Annotated in this window: 16 protein-coding genes and 1 pseudogene; 9 read left to right on the plus strand and 8 right to left on the minus strand. The window is 43.3% G+C overall.

Going from position 1 to position 24,981, the window contains the following annotated elements; genetic code table 11:
• Positions 1-69 precede the first annotated feature (69 nt).
• Positions 70-921, plus strand: a complete 852-nt coding sequence (locus IEY48_RS02240) for a thymidylate synthase (RefSeq protein WP_188916822.1) — start codon at positions 70-72, stop codon at positions 919-921.
• Positions 922-1,003: 82 nt separating this feature from the next.
• On the opposite strand, the gene IEY48_RS02245 is transcribed toward IEY48_RS02240, so the two are convergent.
• The 3 genes and pseudogenes from IEY48_RS02245 to rppH all read right to left on the minus strand — a co-directional run bounded on the left by IEY48_RS02245 (position 1,004) and on the right by rppH (position 4,695).
• Positions 1,004-1,804 carry a sulfite exporter TauE/SafE family protein gene (locus IEY48_RS02245; RefSeq protein WP_188916823.1) on the minus strand — a complete coding sequence of 267 codons (801 nt, stop codon included), beginning with the start codon at positions 1,802-1,804 and terminating at the stop codon, positions 1,004-1,006.
• A 66-nt stretch (positions 1,805-1,870) separates the two neighbouring features.
• On the minus strand, positions 1,871-4,108 hold the full coding sequence (gene ptsP / locus IEY48_RS02250) for a phosphoenolpyruvate--protein phosphotransferase (RefSeq protein ID WP_188916825.1): 2,238 nt from the start codon (positions 4,106-4,108) through the stop codon (positions 1,871-1,873).
• Positions 4,109-4,132: 24 nt separating this feature from the next.
• Positions 4,133-4,695, minus strand: a pseudogene (rppH, locus tag IEY48_RS02255) (RNA pyrophosphohydrolase).
• 822 nt (positions 4,696-5,517) lie between these two features.
• On the opposite strand from rppH, the gene mutH reads away from it, so the two are divergent.
• Positions 5,518-6,186 carry a DNA mismatch repair endonuclease MutH gene (gene mutH, locus IEY48_RS02260; RefSeq protein ID WP_188916827.1) on the plus strand — a complete coding sequence of 223 codons (669 nt, stop codon included), beginning with the start codon at positions 5,518-5,520 and terminating at the stop codon, positions 6,184-6,186.
• A 232-nt stretch (positions 6,187-6,418) separates the two neighbouring features.
• Positions 6,419-7,441, plus strand: a complete 1,023-nt coding sequence (locus IEY48_RS02265; RefSeq protein ID WP_229786292.1) for an adenylate/guanylate cyclase domain-containing protein — start codon at positions 6,419-6,421, stop codon at positions 7,439-7,441.
• Positions 7,442-7,446: 5 nt separating this feature from the next.
• Here the strand turns inward: IEY48_RS02265 and oxyR are convergent, their stop codons facing one another.
• The 3 genes from oxyR to mnmL all read right to left on the minus strand — a co-directional run bounded on the left by oxyR (position 7,447) and on the right by mnmL (position 10,067).
• A complete protein-coding gene (gene oxyR, locus IEY48_RS02270; RefSeq protein WP_188916831.1) occupies positions 7,447-8,370 on the minus strand; it encodes a hydrogen peroxide-inducible genes transcriptional activator OxyR in 924 nt (307 codons plus the stop codon).
• A gap of 148 nt (positions 8,371-8,518) precedes the next feature.
• On the minus strand, positions 8,519-8,884 hold the full coding sequence (locus IEY48_RS02275) for an Hpt domain-containing protein (protein WP_188916833.1): 366 nt from the start codon (positions 8,882-8,884) through the stop codon (positions 8,519-8,521).
• A gap of 217 nt (positions 8,885-9,101) precedes the next feature.
• Positions 9,102-10,067, minus strand: coding sequence for a tRNA modification radical SAM protein MnmL/YtqA (gene mnmL / locus IEY48_RS02280; RefSeq protein ID WP_188916835.1), 966 nt, complete (start codon positions 10,065-10,067; stop codon positions 9,102-9,104).
• 519 nt (positions 10,068-10,586) lie between these two features.
• On the opposite strand from mnmL, the gene gltB reads away from it, so the two are divergent.
• Together gltB and IEY48_RS02290 are read left to right on the plus strand one after the other, a co-directional pair.
• Positions 10,587-15,035: a glutamate synthase large subunit gene (gltB, locus tag IEY48_RS02285; protein ID WP_188916837.1), complete on the plus strand. Its 4,449-nt coding sequence runs from the start codon at positions 10,587-10,589 to the stop codon at positions 15,033-15,035.
• Positions 15,036-15,037: 2 nt separating this feature from the next.
• The gene (locus IEY48_RS02290) at positions 15,038-16,444 is read left to right on the plus strand and encodes a glutamate synthase small subunit GltD family protein (RefSeq protein WP_188916839.1); all 1,407 of its coding nucleotides are present in this window, start codon (positions 15,038-15,040) and stop codon (positions 16,442-16,444) included.
• 129 nt (positions 16,445-16,573) lie between these two features.
• Here the strand turns inward: IEY48_RS02290 and IEY48_RS02295 are convergent, their stop codons facing one another.
• Positions 16,574-17,239: a flagellar brake protein gene (locus tag IEY48_RS02295; RefSeq protein ID WP_188916841.1), complete on the minus strand. Its 666-nt coding sequence runs from the start codon at positions 17,237-17,239 to the stop codon at positions 16,574-16,576.
• A gap of 278 nt (positions 17,240-17,517) precedes the next feature.
• Complete coding sequence (locus tag IEY48_RS02300) at positions 17,518-17,931, minus strand: hypothetical protein (protein ID WP_188916843.1); 414 nt, start codon at positions 17,929-17,931, stop codon at positions 17,518-17,520.
• A gap of 209 nt (positions 17,932-18,140) precedes the next feature.
• Here IEY48_RS02300 and IEY48_RS02305 point away from each other — a divergent pair, with 209 nt between their 5' ends.
• From IEY48_RS02305 to IEY48_RS02320, 4 genes are all read left to right on the plus strand, one after another.
• Positions 18,141-20,525 (plus strand): TonB-dependent receptor, encoded by a 2,385-nt coding sequence (locus IEY48_RS02305; protein WP_229786293.1) that lies wholly within the window; start codon positions 18,141-18,143, stop codon positions 20,523-20,525.
• Between the two features lie 11 nt (positions 20,526-20,536).
• A complete protein-coding gene (locus tag IEY48_RS02310; protein WP_188916845.1) occupies positions 20,537-22,690 on the plus strand; it encodes a dihydrolipoyl dehydrogenase family protein in 2,154 nt (717 codons plus the stop codon).
• A gap of 141 nt (positions 22,691-22,831) precedes the next feature.
• Positions 22,832-23,674 (plus strand): DUF547 domain-containing protein, encoded by an 843-nt coding sequence (locus IEY48_RS02315; protein ID WP_373293688.1) that lies wholly within the window; start codon positions 22,832-22,834, stop codon positions 23,672-23,674.
• Positions 23,675-23,717: 43 nt separating this feature from the next.
• Positions 23,718-24,953, plus strand: coding sequence for an ABC transporter substrate-binding protein (locus IEY48_RS02320; RefSeq protein WP_229786294.1), 1,236 nt, complete (start codon positions 23,718-23,720; stop codon positions 24,951-24,953).
• The last annotated feature ends 28 nt before the right edge of the window (positions 24,954-24,981 follow it).

A 24,981-nucleotide genomic window follows, 5' to 3' on the forward strand; every position in this document is an offset into this window, starting at 1 on the left:
TTCTTGTTTACAGATTTGAAGCCCTTGATTAGGTATAATCACATTAAGCAAAAAAAGGAATTGAAACAAATGAAACAGTATTTAGATCTGTGTAAACGCATCGTCGACGAAGGTCAATGGGTCAATAATGCCCGCACCAACAAAAAGTGTCTCACGGTAATCAATGCCGATTTAACTTATGATGTTGGCAACAATCAATTCCCACTGGTTACCACCCGTAAAAGTTTTTGGAAATCTGCCATTGCAGAAATTCTAGGTTATTTACGCGGCTACCAAAATGCAGCTGATTTTAGAGCGCTTGGCACCAAAACATGGGATGCCAACGCTAACGACAACCAAGCATGGTTAAATAATCCTAATCGCAAAGGTCAAGACGATATGGGGTTAATATACGGTGCCCTTGGACGCGCTTTTCCTAAACCCAGTGGCGGCCATGTCGATCTGCTTAAACAAATTGTAGAGGATTTGAGCAATGGTATTGATAACCGTGGAGAAATATTAACCTTTTATCATCCTGGCGCATTCGATCTAGGTTGTTTACGTCCTTGTATGTACGAACATCATTTCTCGCTCCTAGGTGATACCTTATACCTAAACAGCACCCAACGCAGCTGTGATGTGCCATTAGGATTAAACTTTAATATGGTGCAAGTGTATGTACTGTTAGCATTAATGGCCCAAATAACCGGCCACAAGCCTGGTAAGGCTTACCATAAAATCGTTAATGCGCATATTTATGAAGATCAATTGGCCCCCATGCGTGATATTCAATTAACCCGTGAACCATTTGATCCACCCAAATTAATCATTAACCCAGAGATAAAGAGCTTAAAAGACATTGAAACCTGGGTCACATTAGATGATTTTAGTGTTGAAGGTTATCAACACCATGACGCCATTCAATACCCATTTGCGGTATAATTTGCGGTATAAATAGTCTTAAAATAAACGCCCTTGTTATAACCTAACAAGGGCGTTTTTTACTCGTCATTTATTCATTGACTTAACTCAATAGCAGTTTCAAGCCAACCACCACGAGTAAACAGGCAAAAATCTTTCTCAATACCGGTGTCGGCCATGTGCTAGCCGCTTTTACACCAAGCGGAGCGCACAATATCGAGCTAATAATGATTCCGCCAAGGGCAGGTAAATAAATAAAGCCAAATGCCCCTGGTGGTAGATTAGGGGCATCAAAGCCCGCAATCACGTAACCGATGGTGCCAGATATGGCAATAAACATTCCGGTTACCGACGAAAATCCAACAGCTTGGCGCATTTGCAAACCGCAATAACTTAAAAATGGCACCAACAATACCCCGCCGCCAATCCCCATCAGGCCTGCAATTAAGGCGATCAAAACAGAAACCATAAATAACACCGCAAACTTAGGCATATCGTCGCCCGTTTTAACTTTTAACGGAAACGCCATTTGTATTGCCATTAACACCACAAAAATCGCAAAGGTTTGCTGTAAGTTATCTGATGATATTTGCTCTGACACAAACGCAGATGCCAATGAACCCACCACAATACCTGGCATAATGGGCTTAAATAAATGCCATGGCACATTGCCACGTTTATGGTGTGCAGTTGCTGAAGACATTGAGGTTAAAATGATTGATGCCAGCGAGGTCGCAATGGCGACATGAGTGAGTTGGGTAACACTAATGCCAACAGAAGGTAATATATACAATAGTGCAGGTACAATGATAAGTCCGCCACCAATGCCAAGTAATCCGGCAAAAAAACCGACAACAGCCCCAAGAAATAAACAAATAATAAAAACCTGCAGCATACTGTCCATAACGATATCCTTATTTTTATTTTTTTAAACAATACGCTACATATTGGCTAATTGACTTGATCCATATTATGGATTAATCAAATCGGCTAGGTCATGTTGCTGTAAAAACTGCCCTAATAATGTTCGCACTTGTTGGCCGTTAGATTGGCATAACACAGTACTTAATAACTCAGATAATTCTTGTTGCGATACCCGTCTGAGTAAATAGTTGATTCTGGCCAGGCTTGCTTGGTTCATACTGAGCTTATGGTAACCCATAGCCACTAACAACAAAGCACCATATGGCTCGCCAGCTAATTCGCCGCAGACACTGACATCTAAATCATATTGTTTACAGTCATCAACGGCCATTTTAAGAGCGCGTAAAATGCCGGGATGATAACTATCAAATAATGAACTTACACTGGGGTTATTACGGTCAACCGCCAGTAAATATTGGGTTAAATCGTTACTGCCAACAGACACAAAATCGACCCGTTTTGCCACATCTTGTAATTGATACAATAATGCAGGTACTTCAAGCATCACACCCACTTTAGGTCTAACTAAAATGGTATTGAGTTCTTGGTTTAATTCAGTAAACGCTTGCTCGAGATACGTTAAGGTTTGGTCTATCTCATCAAGATTGCTCACCATAGGCAGTAAAATTTGTAATTGATTGCCCTTTCCTGCTGCTTGCAGCATTGCTCTGAGTTGGACTAAAAACAACTCAGGGTGATCAAGTGACAAACGAATACCACGCCAACCTAAAAACGGGTTATCTTCTTTGATCGGAAAATAAGGTAAAGGTTTATCACCGCCAACATCCAAGGTACGCATCACCACAGGTCGCTCGCCCGCAGCACTTAGCACTTGTTTGTAAACATTGATTTGTTCGCTTTCACTCGGAAAGCGCTGATGTAACATAAACGGAATTTCTGTACGGTATAAACCTATTCCATCAGCACCTTCAGCAATTTCAGATGCGATGCCACTGAGTAAACCAGCATTAAGATAAAGCTGGATGCGTTGGCCATCTGTAGTCACCGATGGCAAACTTAATTCTGCAGAAAATTGCTTTTGTTTTTCAACATCAGCATCAAGCAGTAATTGATATTCTTCAATGACCGCCGGTGATGGCGACACGAGTAGCTGACCGCGCGTGGCATTGAGCACTAATAACTTTTGATCGATGTCGGTCGACAATACATCGTCCATACCAACAATGGCAGGCACACCGAGTGCGCGAGCTAAAATGGCAGCATGGGCGTTTACACCACCACGTTCGGTAACAATCCCCGCAAGCTTCTGCCGAGGGAACTCTGCCAATAATGTGGCATCGACTTCTTTAGCAACTAAAATAACCGGTTTGTCAGACTCAACTTCTAAGCGCCCTGGTTCAATTAATTGGCGTAATACTTTTTGACCAAGCTCGCGAATGTCGCTTGCCCGTTCTTTTAAGTAGGGATCTTCCATCGCCAAAAATTGATCGATATAACGAAGTGACACGCGACTGACAGCAGATTCAGATTGCCAACCAAGTGCGACCTCTCGAGCATACTCCCCGCCTAAACTTGAATCTTCAAGCAATAGCAGGAAAGCAGTAAAGATAGAAGCAACATCAGCAGACTTTTCGCTCTCAAAACGCTGAGAAATAGCCGAAAGCATATCTTTACAACGTTGCATGGCTTGTTTAAGCCTAAGCAATTCAACGTCAACATCATCACAATGACGCTCAGGTTGCTCTAGTGAAATAGCACCACCGAGCACTAAGCCGTGTGCAATCGCAATACCACTTGAAGCGGTGATCCCATTGAACATCACTTGATGTTGCACATTAGTAATGGCGGCTTTATGTTTTAGGCTACGAACAACCACGGCAAGCTGAGCCGCTAACGTCATCAAAAAGGCTTCTTCGCTTTCGCTGAACTGCCTCGCGTCGGGCTGCTGAACCACAATGACGCCAACTACTAACTTTTGAAAAATAATCGGTACAGCCAAAAAGGCCCGATAATCTTCTTCAACAGCCTCTGGGAATAATTTAAAGCGTGGGTGAATACGTGCATCAGCCAAGTTTACGGCTTCTTCACGCTGGGCTACTAAGCCAACAAGGCCTTCAGATAATGGCATGCTGACTCGGCCGACGGCAGACTTTTCAAGCCCTTCAGTGGCCGATAGCACAAGGTTTTGTTGCTCAAGGATATAAATGGAACAACAATGTGTCGCCATCGCAATGCGCGTTTGCGACACCAAAATATTTAATGCACTCTCCAAACTGTTGGCTCTTGCAACAGCTTGAGTGATATCCCTGAGCATGTTTAACACGGTTCCAATCCTCTTTGAAATCAATTAACTCCGTTGTTTGCTTCGTTTTCTATTAAATTCGCGCGTTTGCAGCGCTAATGTCGTCGATGCGAACTCTTTCATTACTTTTCTATATACATCGCGCTTAAAAGACACTACCTGACGCACAGGGTACCAATAACTCACCCAACGCCAATCATCAAACTCCGGATGACCAGAAGAATTTAAATTAATGGTATTATCGTGACCTTTTAATTGTAGTAAAAACCATTTCTGCTTTTGGCCAATGCAAACAGGTTTGCTTTCTTGGCGCACCAAACGCTTGGGTAATCGATACCGTAACCAAGAACGAGTGGACGTTAAAATTTGTACATGCTCAGGTCTCAGTCCCACTTCTTCGTAGAGTTCGCGATACATGGCTTGCTCTGCATTCTCGCCATCATCTAACCCACCTTGTGGAAACTGCCATGAATGTTGGCCAAAACGTCTAGCCCACCTTGTGGAAACTGCCATGAATGTTGGCCAAAACGTCTAGCCCACATAACTTGTCCAAATTTATTACAGATAATGATGCCCACATTTGCGCGAAAGCCGTCGCTATCAATCACATGGACTCCAAAATTAACCAATTTTATATCGTCTGATTGTTTCACAAAGCATGCCTATCGGCAAACCTCTATTTAATGTGGATAATTGAATAACAATGTTAACAAAGCTTATTTATCAACAGCTGTTATGTTTTACCCTGTAGATTATCCACAAAATCTGTGGATATCTCTGTTCGAAACTTTGGTAAAGCTCAATTAGTGGGTAAAAACCAACAGATATTGATTTAATAAATCGTCACAAATAATAACAATAAGCATATTAAATACAAACACTTAAAATAATTTAGTGTATTGGTAATATTTGGATCGCTTAGATCGAACAAAAAAACAACGACTCTAAATTAGATCAACAACTCATTCTAGTACGTCTGAAGTTATACACAAATAACAAGGCATTTTTTAAAATAAACCAAAGAAAAAGCCATTTTATTGCGTTGACTTGCCCTTTTTAATCAGTTAAAGACAATTGTTTTCACAGTTATCCATTAATTCTGTGGATAACTGTGTGTGAAATACTAGGGCAAAACGAGAGTAACTTGGGACAATTCAATATTAAAAACAGCAACGATTTATAAAAACAAATTAAAACATGGAGTTATAGACTTATTCAATCAAAAAGTTTTACCCACAAATAATGCGTTCATTTTTTGAGCATTAACACTAATATCAGTAAACTTGTTATTATTAACTAATACTTGCTAGCATATCGGCGCATATTTACGCGTTTACCATATTGTCATTCGCATACTGAGTTCACCCAATCAATCTGTAAGAACAATGCAATATGGCTACGTAACATCGATTAAAGGTAATGGAAGTGACATGGCTAAATCCTCGCCTAAAGACATTAATGAATTAATGCTAAGAGCACATAACATGGCCGGGATCCGCCTTGCTGACATTGCAATGGACAACCAAATTGCCGTGCCGGCAAACTTAAGGCGTGATAAAGGCTGGGTTGGCCAACTTATTGAGTCTGAATTAGGTGCGCTGGCAGGCTCAAAACCACAGCAAGACTTTATTCATTTAGGCGTTGAGTTAAAAACTATCCCTATCGATAGTAAAGGTAAGCCGCTTGAAACCACTTATGTCACAGTCGCTCCACTGGTCAACATTCGAGGGCTAACCTGGCAAGACAGCGTTGTGTATCACAAGTTACAACAAGTATTGTGGGTACCCGTCGAAGGTGAGCGCAGTATTCCTGTCGGCGAAAGACGTGTTGGCACTCCGATTTTATGGCAGCCCAATGTGCAACAAGCACATCAACTACAGCAAGATTGGGAAGAAATAATGGAGTTAATCGCTTTGGGTAAGGTCGATAAGATTACAGCCCGACACGGAGAAGTATTACAACTGCGTCCAAAAGCAGCTAATAGCCAAGCATTAACAGAAAGCATTGCAGAAGACGGCAGTATCCAATTATCTAATCCGCGTGGTTTTTATTTAAAAATCGATTTTACCCAACAAATTTTAAATAATGCTTTTGGCTAAATTAACATTTTAGCGTTAATACAATCAGTTCCATCGACTGAGCAAAACTTTGCACTAGGCCACATTTTTCTGCACTTCTCTTGATCTAAATCACAAATAAACTATCCCTATTGAGCAGAATTTCTATAAACTACACCGCTTATTACTCAGCTATTCGGACATCTTAATTCTCTTGAAAGCGCGCCGTCAGACTCAAAAACTATTGTTCGCTGTGTTTGCTTGGAGCGTCGCCATGGCGTCATTTGTGTTTTTCCGCTATTCACAATCCTCGCAACTTCCTGATTGGGCTGTTGGAAACGCAGACTTAGCCACGTTGGCAGTATTTATGGGTTTTGTTTTTGGTGGCCTTCACTGGATGTCGAACCTCATTGCCGACTTTAGTGCCATTAGTCGCCTGCCTTATTTGTTTTCAGTGGTTTTTAAAGGCTTGTTCTTATTACTTGGCGCAACCACGCTTGCTTATGTGACTCAGTTTTTAAACATGTGGACCATAGACAACCACATGATCACCTTACGACAAATGCTCAGTGTGCATATTATTTACAGTCCATCATTTCAGGCATTGATCGTTTATTTAGTTGTAGTGCGGGTTAGCTTGGCCTTTATTGAACAGATGGCACTGTTGGTAGGGCCTAAGGTGTTATTTAATATTGGTTTAGGGAAATACCATAAACCAAGATATGAGCATCAACTATTTTTATTTATCGATATGGTATCGTCTACGGCACATGCAGAAACCCTTGGCGATTACCGTTTTAGCCGGCTCATCCAAGACAGCTTTAGTATGCTGGCTGACACGGTGACAGACAACGAGGCTGAGATATATCGTTATATGGGTGATGCGGTATTGATTCATTGGCCTTTAGAGCAAGGCATCAAACACGACCGTTGCATGAACATTTACTTCGAGTTTTGTAAGCAACTTAAGTGGCAGAGCCAATACTTTGAACAACAATATGGCTTTGTGCCTAAATTTAAAGCCGCTGCACATTGTGGCCAGGTGGTCGCTGCCGTTGTGGGGGTTCACAAACAAGAGATAAGTTTCTTTAGTGATGTACTGAATACGTTGGCAAGGCTTCAAGACCAATGTAATCCATTAGGTCAAAGAATGTTGTTATCTGGGGATGTTGTTCATCGACTTGAGCTGCAAAATAGCCAATATGACTTAACTAATTTAGGCCCAATTGTATTAAAAGGTAAGCAGCACCCCATTGAAGTCTTTGGCGCTGCACCTATCAAATCGACCCACTCATAATGCGTTTATTTTTTGCTTGGTAACTCTTGAGCCAGCAACTTTTTCTGTATCGCTAACCCTAAGGTTCTAAAGGTTGAAATACGACTAGTCGTTTGACGCCACACTAAACCAATATCACGATACGGCGCTTCACCCGGTGGATCGATCGCAATGAGATCGGTGTCATGTAAAATCCCGGTATCAATAGCCATCTGAGGTAAAAAGGTCGTGCCCAGTTTGCTATTCACCATTTGCACTAACGTATGCAAACTGGTTGCAGCAAACGGATTCACCTTGGAACTATCACCTAACTGACATGCTGTAATCGCATGGCCTGTAATACAGTGCTCAGCTTGCAGTAAAAAAATACTTTCATCAGGCATTTTTTGATAATCAATAGGCTGTATAACATCTTGCGATAACTCTTTGTGCATTACCATCTTAAATGGGTCGATACCCACTTTCATGCTATGAAAGCCATTCGTGTCCACAGGCAAAGCCAAAATCAATAAATCGAGCTCCCCTTTAGCTAACGCATCAAGAAGCCTTTCTGTGGTGTCTTCTTTTAATAACAAGCTTAATTTGGGGTAATCTTGCTGACACAGTTTCACTACGCGGCTCAGTAAAAACGGCGCAATCGTCGGAATACAGCCTAAACGGATCTCGCCCGTCATTGGCTCCCCCTGATTCTTAACCAACTCCACTAAGTCATCAACGTTGGTTAAAATATTTCTCGCACGTTCAACGACTTCTTCACCAATTGCGGTAAACATAAATGACTTATGATCCCGTTCGATCAATTGATAGCCGAGCTGTTCTTCAAGGTTTTGTATTCCGCTAGACAAAGTTGATTGACTCACAAAACACATTTTTGCAGCGCGATTAAAGTTCTGCTCTTGATGTAAATGCACTAAATAATAGAGATTCTTAAGGCTAGGAAGATTTTTCATTTTAACGATTACCCTTACCGATGTTGATTCAAATAATGAATTAAATAGGCCAAAATAACAAGTAACAGATAAGCATTAATGCGACATACATCCATAAAAAAGCCTCATTGATAGAGGCTTTATTTAGGTTAAGCAAACTAAAGAGCGGTTAAGCTTTTGCCTCTAGGTACGCTTTAAGTTGTTGTAAATCTTTAGCGGCATGCTCAACGATTTCAGCTAACCAGGTTTTATGGTCGGCATCCCAATTTGCTTCTTCGCTATGTTGTAACAACTGAGCAAATTGTTGAATACGTTTTAAGCCAACAGAACCTGCTGCGCCTTTAAACTTATGTGCTTCTGCACATAAAGTATCTTTATCATCTGCATCTTCAGCTTTCACTAAGCTGCTGACATATTCAGGCATTAGTTGCTCAAATAGCACTACGCTTTTTAATAACGTCCCAGCACCAATGGCGCTGATATATTGCTCAAGGGTGTTGAGATCCAATATTGAGTCTAACTGCGTTGTGGCCATTGTGGCACCTCTATAAGAATTCTAACTCTATAAAATTACAAAACATAATACCGAGTAAAATAGCCTATGCAAGGTTTGAACACCAATAGCATCACTTTTAACTGAAATGATAACAAGATATTAACACCACTTTTTCACTGGCATTACCAACGTTTAAAAAAAGCTCATTTTGATTTTTTTTCAACCAAGTCGAATGTTAAACAACCAATAGTGTACATTAAGCCGTTTTATATGCACCATTGAGCGCACTTCCTTGGCCTCCATATTCTCTCAGTTCATCCACAATGGCGACTAAGCCATCCCAGCGAAATGCACACCAGTCAGGGGCGAGCAACATTGGCTTTTTAGCATACGCGGTAACACGGTGGTAAATGATGTGTTCAGGCGTATGACGAATGAGCATTGCAGCTGCAGAGGCATATTCATTTAATGTTAATAAAGGCATTGGTTTATAATGCCACTGCTTGGCCATGGTACTCCCTTCAACAATATGTAATGGATGAAGCTTAATTCCATCAACACCAATGCCGAGTACCGTTTTTAAGCTATTTAAGTAGTCGGTAGTGGTTTCGCCGGGTAAACCTAAAATTAAATGGGTACACACTTTAATACCGCGTGATCTCGCTGCTATAACAGTTTGGCGATACTCAGCCAATTGGTGACCACGATTAATTTTTTTCAGCGTGTGATTATTACTGGTTTGTAGGCCTAGCTCTAACCATACATCTAAGCCACTTTGTTGATATTCAACCAGTAAATCGAGAACCTCATCTGGGACACAATCTGGCCGAGTGCCAATGTGTAATCCCACCACATGCTTATCTTCAACTGCAAGGTCATATTTTTGCTTTAGGCGATTAAATTCATCGTATGTACTGGTATAGGCTTGAAAGTAAGCAATATATTTACTTGATGATACCGGAGCCGGTCTCGACTTATTAGCACATTGGTCTTGCGAGTGCGCACGTACTTTTCCATCTGCAAGTTGCACTGGAATCGACAAAATTTGCCCTTGTTGAGCATTAAAAGACGCCACATTACAAAATGTGCAGCCTCCAAGCCCTAGCGTGCCATCTCGATTAGGGCAGGTAAATTCAGCATCAATGGTCAGTTTTTTTATTCTTTCACCATATTGACGCTTGCAATAAGAACCAAATGTATTAACGTAGTCATCCAAGCCCATCTGGCTACCCTCTTCAACTAAAAGGGCGCTAGTTTATGGATCACTTAAACACCTGTCTCGGTGCTAAATCAATAAAACCTTCATTTAAACCCAGCAAACACGAAACTCTGCGCTATGTCGCAAAAATGTTTAAAACATCCCAACATGAAATAAATTAATAAAAATGAATATTTACTCATTTAGAGTAAATTTTTACCCAACAACTGTATTTGAAATAAAATTCACTATTTTTAATTCAAAAACAATCTTCTACTTTTGTTGCCAAAAAGTAGCTATATGTTTGAAATAATATTTAAATTGTTTTTATTCATAAGGTTATAGCGCCAAACCCACAGTTTACGTTAACGTAAGCTTAATAGGCAAATCCATTTTTTTGGTAATTATATTTCAGTTTGTTGCATTTTTTTGGTTTGACCTTTATGCATTCTCGGTTTAATTTGAATGGTTCGGGTGCATATCTATGGAATGTTTCACATTTACCCCGAGTCGTATCTAGTAGAGGTTTAGGGGGTTTTTTGTATGAGCTTGTATCATCCCAGTTTTGAGCGTGACAATTGCGGATTTGGTTTAATAGCACAAATGGATGGTGACGCGAGTCATCGAATCGTGCGTACCGCAATTCATGGTCTCGATCGAATGAAGCATCGTGGTGGTATTGCAGCTGACGGACGCACAGGTGATGGCTGTGGTTTATTAATGCAAATGCCGACTGCTTTCTTTGAAGCTATCGCCGCAGAAAATGATTGGCATTTAAGCCGAAAGTTTGCCGTAGGTATGCTATTTCTTAGCCAAGATGAACAACGCGCTGATGAAGCTAAATTTATTTTAGAAAAAGAATTACAAAGAGAAACACTGAGTGTTGCAGGTTGGCGTAAGGTTCCGGTTAATCCAGATGTTCTGGGGGAGATTGGCCGAGCAAGTCTACCGCAAATTTATCAAGTTCTGATTAATGCGCCTGTGGGATGGCGTGAAAAGGATCTTGAGCGTCGCTTATATATGGCGCGTCGTCGTCTTGAGCAACAAATTACCGATGACAAAGATTTTTATGTGGCCAGTTTGTCTGGCCAAGTGATTGTCTATAAAGGCTTAATGATGCCAGCTGATCTGCCATCATTTTACACTGACCTTGCAGACATTCGCTTAAAAAGTGCGATTTGCTTATTCCATCAGCGCTTTTCAACTAATACATCGCCAAAATGGCCATTAGCACAACCGTTCCGCTACTTAGCACACAACGGTGAAATCAATACCATTACGGGTAACCGTCAGTGGGCGCGCGCACGTGCCTACAAGTTTAATTCACCCTTATTACCAGATTTACAACAAGCTGCGCCTTTTGTGAATGAAACAGGTTCTGATTCATCGTCACTAGATAACATGCTTGAGATGTTGTTGTCAGGTGGCATGGACTTATACCGCGCAATGCGTTTGCTTATTCCACCTGCATGGCAGTCAAATCCAGAAATGGATGATGAGCTAAAAGCTTTTTATGACTTTAACTCAATGCACATGGAGCCCTGGGATGGCCCAGCAGGTATTGTAATGACCAATGGCCGCCATGCTGCGTGTGCAGTTGACCGTAATGGTTTGCGCCCTTCGCGTTATGTCATCACTAAAGACCGGATTTTAACCTTAGCCTCAGAAGTCGGTATTTGGGATTACGCCGCTGATGAAGTGATTGAAAAAGGCCGTGTTGGCCCAGGTGAATTACTGGTACTCGACACAGTGAATGGTCGTTTATATCAATCATTTGAAATTGATAATGACTTAAAGCGTCGTCACCCATACAAAGAATGGATGTCGAAAAACAGCCAAACACTGGTACCTGCTGAAGATATTGCCCCTTCTCGTCAAGGCGAAAGTGGTTTTGATTCAAAAACCTTACTGCAATACCAAAAACAATTTGGTTTTACTCGTGAAGAGTTAGAGCAAGTGATTTGGGTTTTGGCCAGTAAAGGTGAAGAAGCCATTGGCTCAATGGGCGATGACACGCCGATGGCAGTATTGTCGAAAAAGTCACGTTCGTTATATGACTATTTCCGCCAAAAGTTTGCTCAGGTCACTAACCCGCCTATCGATCCACTACGTGAAAAACACGTTATGTCGTTAGCCACATGTGTTGGCCGCGAACAAAACTTATTTAGCGAAACCACAGGTAACGCTTATCGAGTGATGTTTAACTCACCGATTTTATTATTCAGTGACTTTAACCAACTACTCGGTTTAGACAGCACTAACTATCGTGCAAATACTGTTGATTTAAACTACGACGCACATGAAAGCTTAGAGCAAGCTATTCATCGTATTACCGATGAGGCAGAACGTTTAGCACGCAGTGGCACAACGCTATTAGTGCTATCTGATCGTGCAGTGGCACATAATGCCCAGGTAATCCCTGCTGCGATGGCCGTCGGCGCTGTGCAAACTCGTTTAGTTGATAAGAGCTTGCGCTGTGACACTAACATTATTGTTGAAACCGCATCCGCTCGTGACCCGCATCATTTTGCCGTGTTACTGGGTTTTGGCGCCACAGCAATCTACCCATATCTTGCGTATGAGTCGATTTCTGCAATGGCCAAATCACACCAGGTAGAAGACGTCACCCCATTAATGCTTAACTTCCGTTATGGTATTGAAAAGGGCTTACGCAAAATCATGTCTAAAATGGGCATCAGCACCGTGGGGTCATACCGTTGTAGCCAACAGTTTGAAGCCGTTGGACTTGCGCGTGACGTCATTGAGTTATGCTTTAAAGGTGTGATTAGCCGTATTGAAGGCGTTAATTTTGAACATATCGCTAACGATCAAAAAATACTCCACACCGCGGCTTACCGTGCTCATATACCATTACCGCAAGGTGGATTACTCAAATATGTTGAGGGCGGCGAATACCATGCCTTTAACCCTGACGTAGTCAACACATTGCAAAGTTCACTTAAAAACCAGGATTATGTCGAGTATAAGAAGTTTGCTCGCCTAGTTGACGATCGCCCTATTGCTACCTTGCGTGACTTAATTGGGATTAAAGGCCAGCTTGAGGCCATTGATACCGACAAAGTCGAAGGCGCAGAGACCTTGTACCCACGCTTTGACAGTGCAGCAATGAGTATCGGCGCATTAAGCCCTGAAGCTCACGAAGCATTAGCGGTTGCCATGAACCGTTTAGGCGGTCGCTCTAACTCAGGTGAAGGTGGAGAAGACGCAAATCGCTTTAACAGCGAACGCAACTCAGCCATTAAGCAAATTGCATCGGGCCGTTTTGGTGTAACAGCGCATTACCTCGTCAACGCAGATGTGCTGCAAATTAAAGTCGCTCAGGGTGCAAAACCGGGTGAAGGTGGTCAGCTACCGGGACATAAAGTCAGTGTCGAAATTGCAGGCTTACGTCATGCTCGTCCAGGCGTCACCTTGATTTCACCGCCACCACATCACGACATTTATTCAATTGAAGATTTAGCCCAGCTTATTTTCGATTTAAAACAGATCAATCCAAAAGCGCTTGTATCTGTAAAATTGGTTTCAGAACCCGGTGTTGGCACCATCGCGACTGGTGTAGCAAAAGCGTATGCAGATATGATCACCATTTCTGGTTACGATGGCGGCACAGGCGCAAGTCCAATTACTTCTGTTAAATATGCCGGCTCTCCTTGGGAGCTTGGTTTAGCTGAAGTGCATCAATCGTTAGTTGAAAATGGCCTACGCCATAAAATTCGCTTGCAAGTAGATGGCGGTTTAAAAACCGGTACTGACGTAATTAAAGCGGCATTACTGGGCGCTGAAAGCTTTGGTTTTGGTACTGTGCCGATGATCGCTCTCGGGTGTAAATACTTACGTATTTGTCACCTCAATAACTGTGCGACAGGTGTAGCGACTCAAGATAAAAACTTACGTGAAAAACACTACCACGGCCTACCAGAACGCGTAATGACTTACTTTGAGTTTGTCGCTCAAGAAGTACGTGAATGGATGGCAGCATTAGGTGTGAGCAAGTTTGAAGACTTAGTCGGCCGCAGCGATTGGTTGCATGCTATTGAAGGCCAAACTGACAAACAGCGTGGTTTAGACTTAGCACCAATTCTGTACCAGCCAAAAGTACAGCCAAACTCAGCATTAACCTGGAAAGAAACCAATCCTCCGTCAGATGTAGGCAAGCTAAACCAAACACTGGTTGCCGATTGTTCAGCTGCAGTGGAAGCGGGCGAGCCATACTCGTATCAATACATGATTAACAATACCGACCGCTCTGTCGGCGCGGCATTGTCTGGCTTTATTGCCACTAAGATTGGCGTACAAGGTACTAAAGAAGCCATCAAACTTGGTTTTAACGGCAGTGCCGGTCAAAGTTTCGGCGTATGGAACAGCCCAGGAATTGAACTTAAGCTATGCGGTGACGCTAACGACTATGTCGGCAAAGGCATGTCTGGCGGTAAAATTGTTATTCACCCACCGATTGGCAGCCCATTCCAAAGTGAGCGCAGTGCCATTATGGGTAACACCTGTTTGTATGGTGCAACCGGCGGCAAATTATTTGCCGCAGGTCAAGCTGGCGAACGTTTTGGTGTGCGTAACTCAGGTGCTATCGCTGTCGTTGAAGGTGTGGGCGATAACGGTTGTGAATACATGACCGGCGGTATCGTGGTCATTCTTGGTAAAACAGGGGTGAACTTTGGTGCAGGTATGACAGGTGGCTTTGCTTACGTATTCGACCAATTTGGTCGCTTTAATCGCCGTGTTAACACCGAAATGGTTGATACGCAAAAGTTAGAATCAACCATCCACCAGCAACACTTAAAAGGGTTAATTGAAACTCACTACGCAGAAACTAGCAGTGAACATGCCCATATGATTTTAAGTGATTTTGAAAACTGGTTAGATTGTTTCGTACTGGTTAAACCAAAGAATATTGCCGTTGCTGACCTGCTTAAAATTGAGCAGAAGAGTCCGGAATTAGTTGTAAAGGCAGGATAATCATGAGCAATGACTTTCAATTTGTAGAAGTGGGTCGTGCTGACCCCGTAAAACATGAAGCCAAAAAACGTGCTACACAATTTATTGAAATTTATCAGCCGTTTACTCAGCCTGAAGTAAAAGAACAAGCCGATCGTTGTCTTGACTGTGGTAACCCGTATTGCGAATGGAAATGCCCACTGCATAACTACATTCCAAACTGGTTAAAACTGGCTGAACAAGGTCGCATTATGGAAGCAGCAGACTTGGTTCACGAAACCAACACCCTGCCAGAAATATGCGGCCGAGTATGCCCACAAGATCGTTTATGCGAAGGTGCGTGTACCCTCAATGACGACTTTGGCGCGGTCACCATTGGTAATGTAGAAAAATACATTACCGATACGGCTATCTCTCAAGGCTGGCGTCCAGACATGACCAAAGTAACACCTCGTAAAGAGCGAGTTGCGATTGTTGGTGCTGGCCCTGCAGGTTTAGGTTGTGCGGATATTTTAGCCCGTAATGGCGTACAAGCCGTTGTGTATGACAAATACCCACAAATTGGTGGCTTGCTAACTTACGGTATTCCATCATTTAAGCTAGATAAAGATGTTATGGCGACGCGCCGCTCTGTACTAGAAGGTATGGGGATCCAGTTTAAAATGGGCGTGACCGTTGGAAAAGATGTGAGCTTTCAAAGCCTGCTAGACGAATACGATTCCGTGTTCCTTGGCATGGGGACTTACACCGCAATGAAAGCTAAGTTACCCAACGAAGATGCCCAAGGCGTTATCCAGGCACTACCTTACTTGATTGGTAACACTCATCACTTAATGGGTACACAAGACGATTCAACGCCCTATTTAAGCCTTGAAGGCAAAAACGTCGTAGTACTAGGTGGTGGTGACACTGCAATGGATTGCGTACGTACAGCAGTGCGTCAGGGCGCTAAAAGCGTGACTTGTGCATACCGTCGTGACGAAGCCAACATGCCTGGTTCGCGCCGTGAAGTGCAAAATGCGCGTGAAGAAGGCGTTAATTTCTTATTTAATCGCCAACCTGTGGCCATTAAAGCTGAAAATGGCGTAGTGGTTGGCATTGAATGTGTGGAAACCCAGATGGGTGAAGCAGATGCGAGTGGCCGTCAACGTGCTGAAGTTATTGCTGGCAGTGAGCAAGTACTCGAAACCGATGCGCTTATTATCGCCTTTGGTTTCCAAGCAAGCCCTGCACCTTGGTTTAGCGATTTTGGTATCGAAACCAACGAGTGGGGCCTAGTTAAAGCCACTAAAGTTGACGATAACCCTTTCCAAACCACTAACCCTAAAGTGTTTGCTGGTGGCGATATGGTGCGCGGTTCAGATCTAGTCGTGACCGCTATTGCAGAAGGTCGTGATGCCGCGATGGGGATTTTAAACTACTTAGATTAATGAGATAAACCAATATAGCCTGTGATTGAGTGACTCATTGCAGGCTAATAAATCAAATAATGTACCGAGTTTGCTTGTGAATTTTAGCGCATCTATATGATGCGCATTTTTTTGCCCAAACGTCAGTAATTATTTATTTGCTGAGTTCACTAAAAAGTAGCTAAACAATTGGTTTTTCAACTCAGGATGATCATCAGAAAACTTCACCCCAACGGTCATTTCACCTTCAAGTTGCTGCACCTTAACCGCGGTCCCGGTTAAAATCCCAGACAAGCTTTCATCGATAGAAATTGCCACGTGTATTTCTGCATCTTGTTCTAGAGTTATCGATTTAGGCGCCAGTGTGACAAAGCAACCCGTCAAAGAAAAGTCGAGCATTTTTGCAATGATTTTATTGTCGTTGTGCATAATAAACACATCTTGTTCAATATCGACTCGCAACTGCTCTCTGACTTTTTTCTTAGTGATAGATTTTGGCACACTCAAACACAACATACGCACAGGTAGATTAACCATCGATAAAATCGAGGTCTTAAAGGCAATGATGTCTTTAAAACCACTGTTGGTCATCGCTCTCACCACAATCTCAGCATTGGCAAGCATGTGTTGATAGGCTTCAGAAAAGTCTTTGGTGGGGTATTCAATCAAAAGAAAGCGATTGATTTGATAACCAATCAAACTCGAGCGAGATTGCACTTTTTTACCATTGGCAAAATGGATCTCAACAAACAACTCCATGCCAATATCAATTAAGCGCAAATCGTCAAGCAACTCGCTCACTGGTGTTTTTATCATAGAACTTTCACCCTGTAAGTGGACGTGATAGCGCTCTGTTTCATCAACTTATTGATCCAAAATATCATCATTAACATAAAGATAACAGATTTCGTATTGTTCTACATAGAGCCTGCTGGTCTTTGTAAAAGAATTTTGTTTCTTTTAGCCAAAAGCAATTGGAATATGACGCGACGTAACCAATCTTAATAGAATAACGCGCTCACCGACAGAGGGATAAATACCCTAAAACAAATCAGGCCAGCAAATGCTGGCCTGAAATACAAATAGCTACATCGTTATTTTACCGTAAACTTAGTATCTTGATCTCTTAACATGTACAAGGCAAAACACGCGGCCCACATCGGCCATGCAGCAAAGAATAATAAGTTATTAAATGCATCAAAGTATTGATTAAATGCTGACAAGGTTGACGCGCCATGCATTAAGAATATCACTCCGTATGTGATACGTTTTTTAATCCCAAGTACAAAGGCAATCACCAGTAACAATTGCAAACCACCCATAACATACGCAGCGACCTCACTCACACCGCCAATCCCATAAAACTTCTCGAAGATTCTCATACTGTGGCCAGGATTAACAAATTTATCCAATGTCCACACGAACATCACTAAAAATACACCTAAGCGTAAAGACAATAATGACCACTGCAATTTGCTCTGAACATCGCTAGTAAGTGTTGTTTGCATCTTAATTCCTTAAAAAATATAAATAAAACTCATTCTGCTGAGCTTTTAATAGGCTAAACTGGTGTTAACGACAAAAGTTAACCAGCTCCCAATGGACCGAATAAACTCAGATGATATTGCACAACCACTTATGCTATTTAATTCTAAATAAACAAAATTTGGCATAAGATAGTTGTAATAAATTCGTTAATCATTAGGTCTTTTAGGCCATGTTCATCACAGCAGAAAACATTATGCCTATTTATCGTTACCCACATCGTTCCAAGACAGCTGTGGCTGTTGGCTTAGCCCTATTCTCTTCGTTAACTGTTGCCGCAGAAGACACTTCAACAATTGAAGTGATCAATGTGTCTGGCAAAGTCATAAACGACAATGGCTTGTCACCTAAAAACAGCACGGTTGATGGCCCATTTGGTGATGGTATTGCGCTAAAAGACATTGCCCGCTCGGTCACCCCAATTACCAGCGAAATGATTGAACATCTTAATATCACCGACTTGTCAGATATTCAAAAAGTCAGCCCCAATAGCTACTCGGCCAGCGGTTTTGGCGCCTCAAGCTTGCCGACCATTCGCGGTCAGTTAGGTGAGTTATATCAAGATGGTGTGCGCCGTCAGGCAGGTAATAATGGCTTTGGGATCCCAATGTCGTTTAACGCCATAGAACAAATTGATGTGGTAAAAGGTGCGCCACCGGTGTTGTTAGGCACCAGCCAACGTAATGGTGGTTTTGTCAATGTGCACTCTAAAGTGGCACCCACTAATGACAGGTTTGCCGAACTTACCGCCTCTGCTGGCAGTTGGGATCATTACCGTGCTCAATTAGATATTGCCACCGATATAGTTGCAGACCAAAGTGGTGTGCGTTTAAGTGTCGAGCACATCGATAACGGCAGCTACTATGATTACTCTGGTTTTCAAAGCGACAGTATTTTTGTGGCATTTCGCCTGTTGCCAGACGATGTCAGCACCTGGGACATCAATGTCGAATATTATGATGTCGATTTTACCGACAATGCCGGGATTAACCGCCCGACCCAAGCATTAATTGATGATGGCTTATATGTTACCGGTCAAGGCGTTCAACCTAATGGCAGCACCATACCAGGCGCTAATGCCATTGTGTCGCCGACCGGGTTAGTCAAAATAGATCGCAGCCAGGTACTGACCGATCCAGACAACATCAACAACGCGCAAACGTTTATCGTTCACAGTACCTATGTGCGTGAATTAAGCGATAAAGCCACTTTTAAAAATATCACTTACTATCAGCACTTAGAACGTGAAGAAATTGCCCAAAACAGTTTTGTTGAAATCATCGATGGCGCTGACACTGCACAAAACCGGGTTGAGCTAGCCTATCAATGGAACAACGACCAAAACACCATTGTCGCCGCCGATATCCGCTACAACAAGGTGTTAGGTTACAGCCAATTTACCACCGAAGCCGATTTACCGATTGATTTAACAGGCCCCATTGAAAATCGCCGAATTCCACTTACCGCAGAACAGCAAGCAAGGCTGGTTGAACTGCGCCCAGGGGTGTTTGTATCGCCTGGGGCACAATACGACATTGATGGCGATGGCAGCGGCGACTATTCATTATCTGACACCACAGACTCAACCAGCTGGCAAACCGGCCTCGCGATTCAGCACAACAGCCAATGGACCGACAAACTGTCGACCAGCATAGGCTATCGAGCCGACTTTTATGACGTTGAGGCTCGCGATGCTTTAGCGCCCCAAGGGCAAATTGCCGCCAGTGATTCAATTAATGAAATGCTCGAATCGGGGCAAATCAGTATTAGCTATCAGTTCAGCGACTTTATCACCACTTATGCTAGCGCCAGTTATAACGAGTCAACCTCAAACAGCATGGCGGGCGGCACCACATTAAGCGCCAATAACCAAATTAGCAGCCAAAACTTTGCCACCGAAAACACCTTAACCGAAGTGGGTATTAAATATTCGCCAAGCGATAGCGCCTGGTATGTCGATGCGGCAGTGTTTGATCAAAAACGCAGTTTGCGAAATCGTGATGGCAGCAACACAGGTATTCGTACTAAAGGATTTGAGGCGCAAGCCTTTTATGACGCCGACCCATATTGGTTTAGTGCTGGCTACAGTTATTTAGATGCTCGTTATGATAATTCAGCCAGCAGCCAGGATACGGTTCAGGTGGCCGATGCGTTTGATAATTCACGCCCTGATATCATTGCAGGTACTGGAATCGGCGCGCCAAACTTTGCGTCATTTGCAGCGTCTGACCGCCGTGTACAAGGTTTACCTGAACAAACGTTCACAATTAATGGAGGTATGTCGATTACTGAGAAATGGAAAGCCGGTTTCTCCGGTCTATATACCAAGAGTTACCCATTAGACTATTTAGCAACTGTGTATATTCGCGATCAATACACGCTCAATATCAATACTCGTTATGACTTTAGCGAACAAACAAGTTTAAGATTAGACGTCAATAACGTTACAAACCAAAAGAACTGGCGCCCAGTATTTGAAGGCGGTTATTTTGGTTCAACCTTGGTATACCCTGAGTTACCGGTTAATACCACCCTGACATTGCAGCATTCATTTTAAGGCTATAAAACATGTTTAAAAAAATCGTACTATTAATTATTGCAGCAACGCTGGTGGGGTTATTTTTCCACTATGACTTAAACCAACTACTCACACTTGATGGCCTAAAAGGTTCAATGGCGCAATTTAGCCAGCTACGTCAGGAATCACCGCTATTAGTCATCGGTGGCTTCTTTGCATTGTATGTGGCTGTCACAGCATTATCCTTACCTGGTGCGGCGATATTAACCCTCGCATCTGGTGCGTTATTTGGCATAGTCGAAGGCTTAATAATAGCCTCATTTGCCTCAAGCATTGGCGCAACACTGGCCTTTTTAGTGTCGCGTTACTTATTACGTGACTCGATTAAACAACGTTTTCCAGAGCGTTTAGCAGCCATTGATGCCGGTATTGAAAAAGAAGGCGGCTTTTACCTATTCACTCTACGTTTAGTGCCTATTTTCCCGTTCTTTTTAATCAATATGCTGATGGGCGTTACCGCATTTAAATCGTGGACCTTCTATTGGGTCAGCCAAGTCGGTATGTTTTTGGGCACCTTTGTATACGTCAATGCCGGGACTCAATTGGCACAAATCGACAGTTTATCGAATATTTTATCGTTCAACCTGATTGTGTCATTTGCACTATTAGGCTTATTCCCGCTTATTGCTAAGGCCATTGTCAACATGATCAAAAAACGTCGCGTATACAGCAAATGGACCAAGCCCGCTAAATTTGACCGCAATATGATTGTGATTGGCGCTGGCGCGGGTGGTCTTGTGACTAGCTATATTGCCGCTGCAGTAAAAGCCAAGGTGACCTTAATTGAAGCCGGTGAAATGGGCGGCGATTGCTTAAACTATGGCTGCGTGCCCAGCAAAGCGATTATTAAAAGTGCCAAAATAGCCGAGCAAATACGTAATGCCCATCATTACGGCCTAGAAGACAGCACTCCTGAGTTTTCATTTAAAAAGGTGATGGCACGTGTACATCAAGTGGTTGCCGATATTGCCCCACACGACAGTGTTGAGCGTTACACCAATTTAGGGGTGGATGTGGTCAAAGGCTACGGCAAGTTAATTGACCCATGGACAGTAGAAATTACCGACCCAGACGGCAACACTACTCGCCTAACCGCGCGCAGCATTGTAATTGCCACCGGTGCCCGCCCATTTGTGCCGCCATTACCGGGTATTGAAGACGTCGGTTATGTTACCAGCGACACCTTATGGGACGAGTTTGCCAAACTTGATGCTGCACCACAAAAATTAGTGGTACTTGGCGGCGGCCCAATTGGCTCTGAGCTTGCGCAAAGCTTTGCCCGTTTAGGCTCACAAGTCACCCAAGTTGAAATGGCTGAGCGCATCATGATTAAAGAAGATCTTGAAGTGTCTGAGTTTGCCACCCAGGCATTACGTAACAGTGGCGTTAACATTTTAACCTCGCACCAGGCCCTGCGCTGTGAACTGCGAGAAGGTAAAAAATACCTTATCGTTAAGCATCAAGACCAAGAGCAAGCTATTGAATACGACCAGTTGTTATGTGCTGTCGGTCGCAGTGCACGTCTAAGCGGTTACGGTTTAGAAGAACTCGGCATTGAAACCAATCGCACCATTCAAACCAATGAATATTTAGAAACGCTATACCCTAATATTTATGCCGCTGGTGACATTGTTGGCCCATATCAATTTACTCATGTGGCCGCGCATCAAGGTTGGTACGCAGCAGTAAACGCACTATTTGGTCATTTGAAAAAGTTTAAAGTCGATTACCGCGTGATCCCATGGACCACCTTTATCGATCCAGAGGTGGCTCGCGTCGGTATAAACGAATATGAAGCTCAGCAACAAGGGATTGATTATGAAGTCACGCGCTTTGATTTTGCCGAGCTTGACCGCGCCATTACCGACAGTGCCACAGACGGTTTTATTAAAGTCATCACTCCAAAAGGCAAAGACAAAATCTTAGGCGTGACTGTCGTGTCAGAACATGCTGGCGACTTAATTGCTGAGTTTGTATTGGCGATGAAGCACGGCCTAGGGCTGAATAAGATTTTAGGTACCATCCACAGTTACCCAACGTGGGCCGAGGGTAACAAATATGCTGCAGGCGAATGGAAACGTAATCACGCACCAGCTACCGTGCTGCGTTGGTTAGAAAAATACCATACATGGCGCCGTGGTTAATCCTTTAAAAGGCATAAAATGGTGGCAGTTAACCCAGGTTAACTGCCAGTCATTAAATGAAACAAGCGTGAATCAATAGCAAAAGCTGCCCGGCAAGAGATAATGCCAATTGCAGTAAGAGAGCCAAATAAGATGAGTACAATATTCAAGGCATTTGTCGCAAGTGTTGTCATTGCACCCCTACTCTTAAGCACACTACTATTCAGTCAAATCAGTGTGGCTGCCGATGCAATCCCAGTAACAACTGAGCAGGCATTACACCAACAGTGGCAAGCCTTGGTGAGTCAGCACGTAAAGCCGATTAATAATGGCAACAGTAGCGCGGTAGATTATGCGGCAATGCAGCAGCAACGCACTCAACTGCAAAGCTATCTCAAGCAGCTGAGCAACATCAGTCAGACACAATTTGATGCATGGGATAAATCGACACAATTAGCCATGCTCATCAATGCTTATAACGCCTGGACGGTTGAGCTCATCTTAACTAAGTATCCAGATATTGAGTCAATAAAAGATCTCGGCGGATTTTTTAGCTCGCCCTGGGATAAAAGCTTTATTCCTTTGCTTGGGAAAACCCGTAGCCTCAATGATATTGAACATAAACTGATCCGTGGTAGCGATCGATATAATGATCCTAGAATTCATTTTGCGGTAAATTGTGCCAGCATCGGCTGCCCAGCGCTGCTTGAAGAAGCCTATACCGGCGCTAAGCTTGAGCAACAACTTGATGCCCAAACCAAGCGTTTTTTAGCTGACACTAGCCGCAATTATGCCAAAGGCGATACGGTCTATTTGTCTGCCATTTTTAAATGGTATGGCGATGACTTTACTCAAGGTTTTGCCGGTGCGGATTCTGTTGAGGCATTTTTATTACTCTACCCTAACGCGTTAACACTCAATGGTGCTCAGCAAGATACCGCGAATAAGCAGCAATTAGATATCGATTACCTCGATTATAACTGGTCGTTAAATGCGGTTCGATAAACTAATATTCTCCAGTAAAATCTCTAACATAATGAAGCATATTGTGGCGGCTTTGACATTGGGTGTCAGTGTATATGCTTGCCTTTGGACGAGCGTAACTTATGGACAAACCAATAAGCTTGCCGCATGGGAAGAGATAGAAACCCGTGGTGTTAATCAAGATGTGTACTTTCATGCTTGGGGCGGCGATCCGCAAATCAATCGCTATATTCAGTGGGTTGCAGAGCAAGTTAAGCAGCAATACCAAATCACATTACACCATGTAAAACTCACCGACACAGGCGAAGCCGTTAGCCGGGTATTGGCCGAAAAGTCAGCCAGTAACCATCATAATGGTAAAGTCGATTTAGTGTGGATTAATGGCGAAAACTTTGCCGCGATGGCAAAGCATCAACTATTAACGCCAAACTGGGTTACGCAATTGCCCCACTTTGCCTTAACTGACCCTGATAACAATCCTGCCATGAGCCGTGATTTTGGCGTACCGACTCAAGGCATGGAAGCACCGTGGGGCAAAGCGGCACTGACGTTTTACTACGACAGCTTATTGACCCAAACGCCACCACAAACACTGCAACAATTAAGCTTATGGGCAAAACAACATCCGGGGCGATTTAGTTATCCTAAGCCGCCTGATTTTTTAGCCATGAGCTTTTTAAAATATGCGCTAATCGCCCTTAACAACAGTCAGCCTGATGCCATTAAAAATAGGCTTTATCAACCCGCTAACGCGCAAAGCCAGGCATTATTATTGCCACCACTTTGGCAATACTTAGACGATTTACATCCAAACTTATGGCGTAAAGGCCAACATTTTATGTCCAGCGGCTTAGCGCTGCGCCGATTAATGGGCGATGGCGAGCTAGCACTGGCCTTTACCTTTTCGGCCGCCGAAGTGCCCGCGGCTGTCGCGCGCTTTGATTTACCAGACAGCACCCGAAGTTATCGCATGCGTGACGGCAGTTTAAGCAACATCCATTTTGTCGCCATGACTTACAATGCCGCCCACCCAGATAGCGCCAAATTGGTGGTTAACTTTTTACTCAGCCCAAAAGCTCAGGCCAAAAAGCAACAAGCAAGTGTGTGGGGCGACACCAGTGTGATTGCGTTATCGCAATTACCTGTGGCTCAACAGGCATGGTTTGCTCCACCCGCACAGTCACACCCAAGTGCCAATATCGTTAATCAAGACAGCAGTCCCGCATTAAGCGAGCCGCACCCAAGCTGGACTAACGTCATCGCTGCGCAGTGGATACAGCGCTATGGAGTGATGCGGTGATAACAGCAAAAAGTGGTTTTAATACCTT

The organism is Shewanella saliphila, assembly GCF_014648295.1.
GTDB lineage: Bacteria > Pseudomonadota > Gammaproteobacteria > Enterobacterales > Shewanellaceae > Shewanella > Shewanella saliphila.

Bases quoted from the DNA above. Each gene is read 5' to 3' on its own strand.
- IEY48_RS02295 (WP_188916841.1), bottom strand. From the start codon at position 17,239: ATGATAAAAACACCAGTGAGCGAGTTGCTTGACGATTTGCGCTTAATT.
- mnmL (WP_188916835.1), bottom strand. From the start codon at position 10,067: ATGGGCTTGGATGACTACGTTAATACATTTGGTTCTTATTGCAAGCGT.
- gltB (WP_188916837.1), top strand. From the start codon at position 10,587: ATGAGCTTGTATCATCCCAGTTTTGAGCGTGACAATTGCGGATTTGGT.
- oxyR (WP_188916831.1), bottom strand. From the start codon at position 8,370: ATGAAAAATCTTCCTAGCCTTAAGAATCTCTATTATTTAGTGCATTTA.
- IEY48_RS02245 (WP_188916823.1), bottom strand. From the start codon at position 1,804: ATGGACAGTATGCTGCAGGTTTTTATTATTTGTTTATTTCTTGGGGCT.
- IEY48_RS02290 (WP_188916839.1), top strand. From the start codon at position 15,038: ATGAGCAATGACTTTCAATTTGTAGAAGTGGGTCGTGCTGACCCCGTA.
- IEY48_RS02300 (WP_188916843.1), bottom strand. From the start codon at position 17,931: ATGCAAACAACACTTACTAGCGATGTTCAGAGCAAATTGCAGTGGTCA.
- IEY48_RS02275 (WP_188916833.1), bottom strand. From the start codon at position 8,884: ATGGCCACAACGCAGTTAGACTCAATATTGGATCTCAACACCCTTGAG.
- IEY48_RS02305 (WP_229786293.1), top strand. From the start codon at position 18,141: ATGTTCATCACAGCAGAAAACATTATGCCTATTTATCGTTACCCACAT.
- IEY48_RS02310 (WP_188916845.1), top strand. From the start codon at position 20,537: ATGTTTAAAAAAATCGTACTATTAATTATTGCAGCAACGCTGGTGGGG.
- mutH (WP_188916827.1), top strand. From the start codon at position 5,518: ATGGCTAAATCCTCGCCTAAAGACATTAATGAATTAATGCTAAGAGCA.
- IEY48_RS02265 (WP_229786292.1), top strand. From the start codon at position 6,419: ATGGCGTCATTTGTGTTTTTCCGCTATTCACAATCCTCGCAACTTCCT.
- IEY48_RS02240 (WP_188916822.1), top strand. From the start codon at position 70: ATGAAACAGTATTTAGATCTGTGTAAACGCATCGTCGACGAAGGTCAA.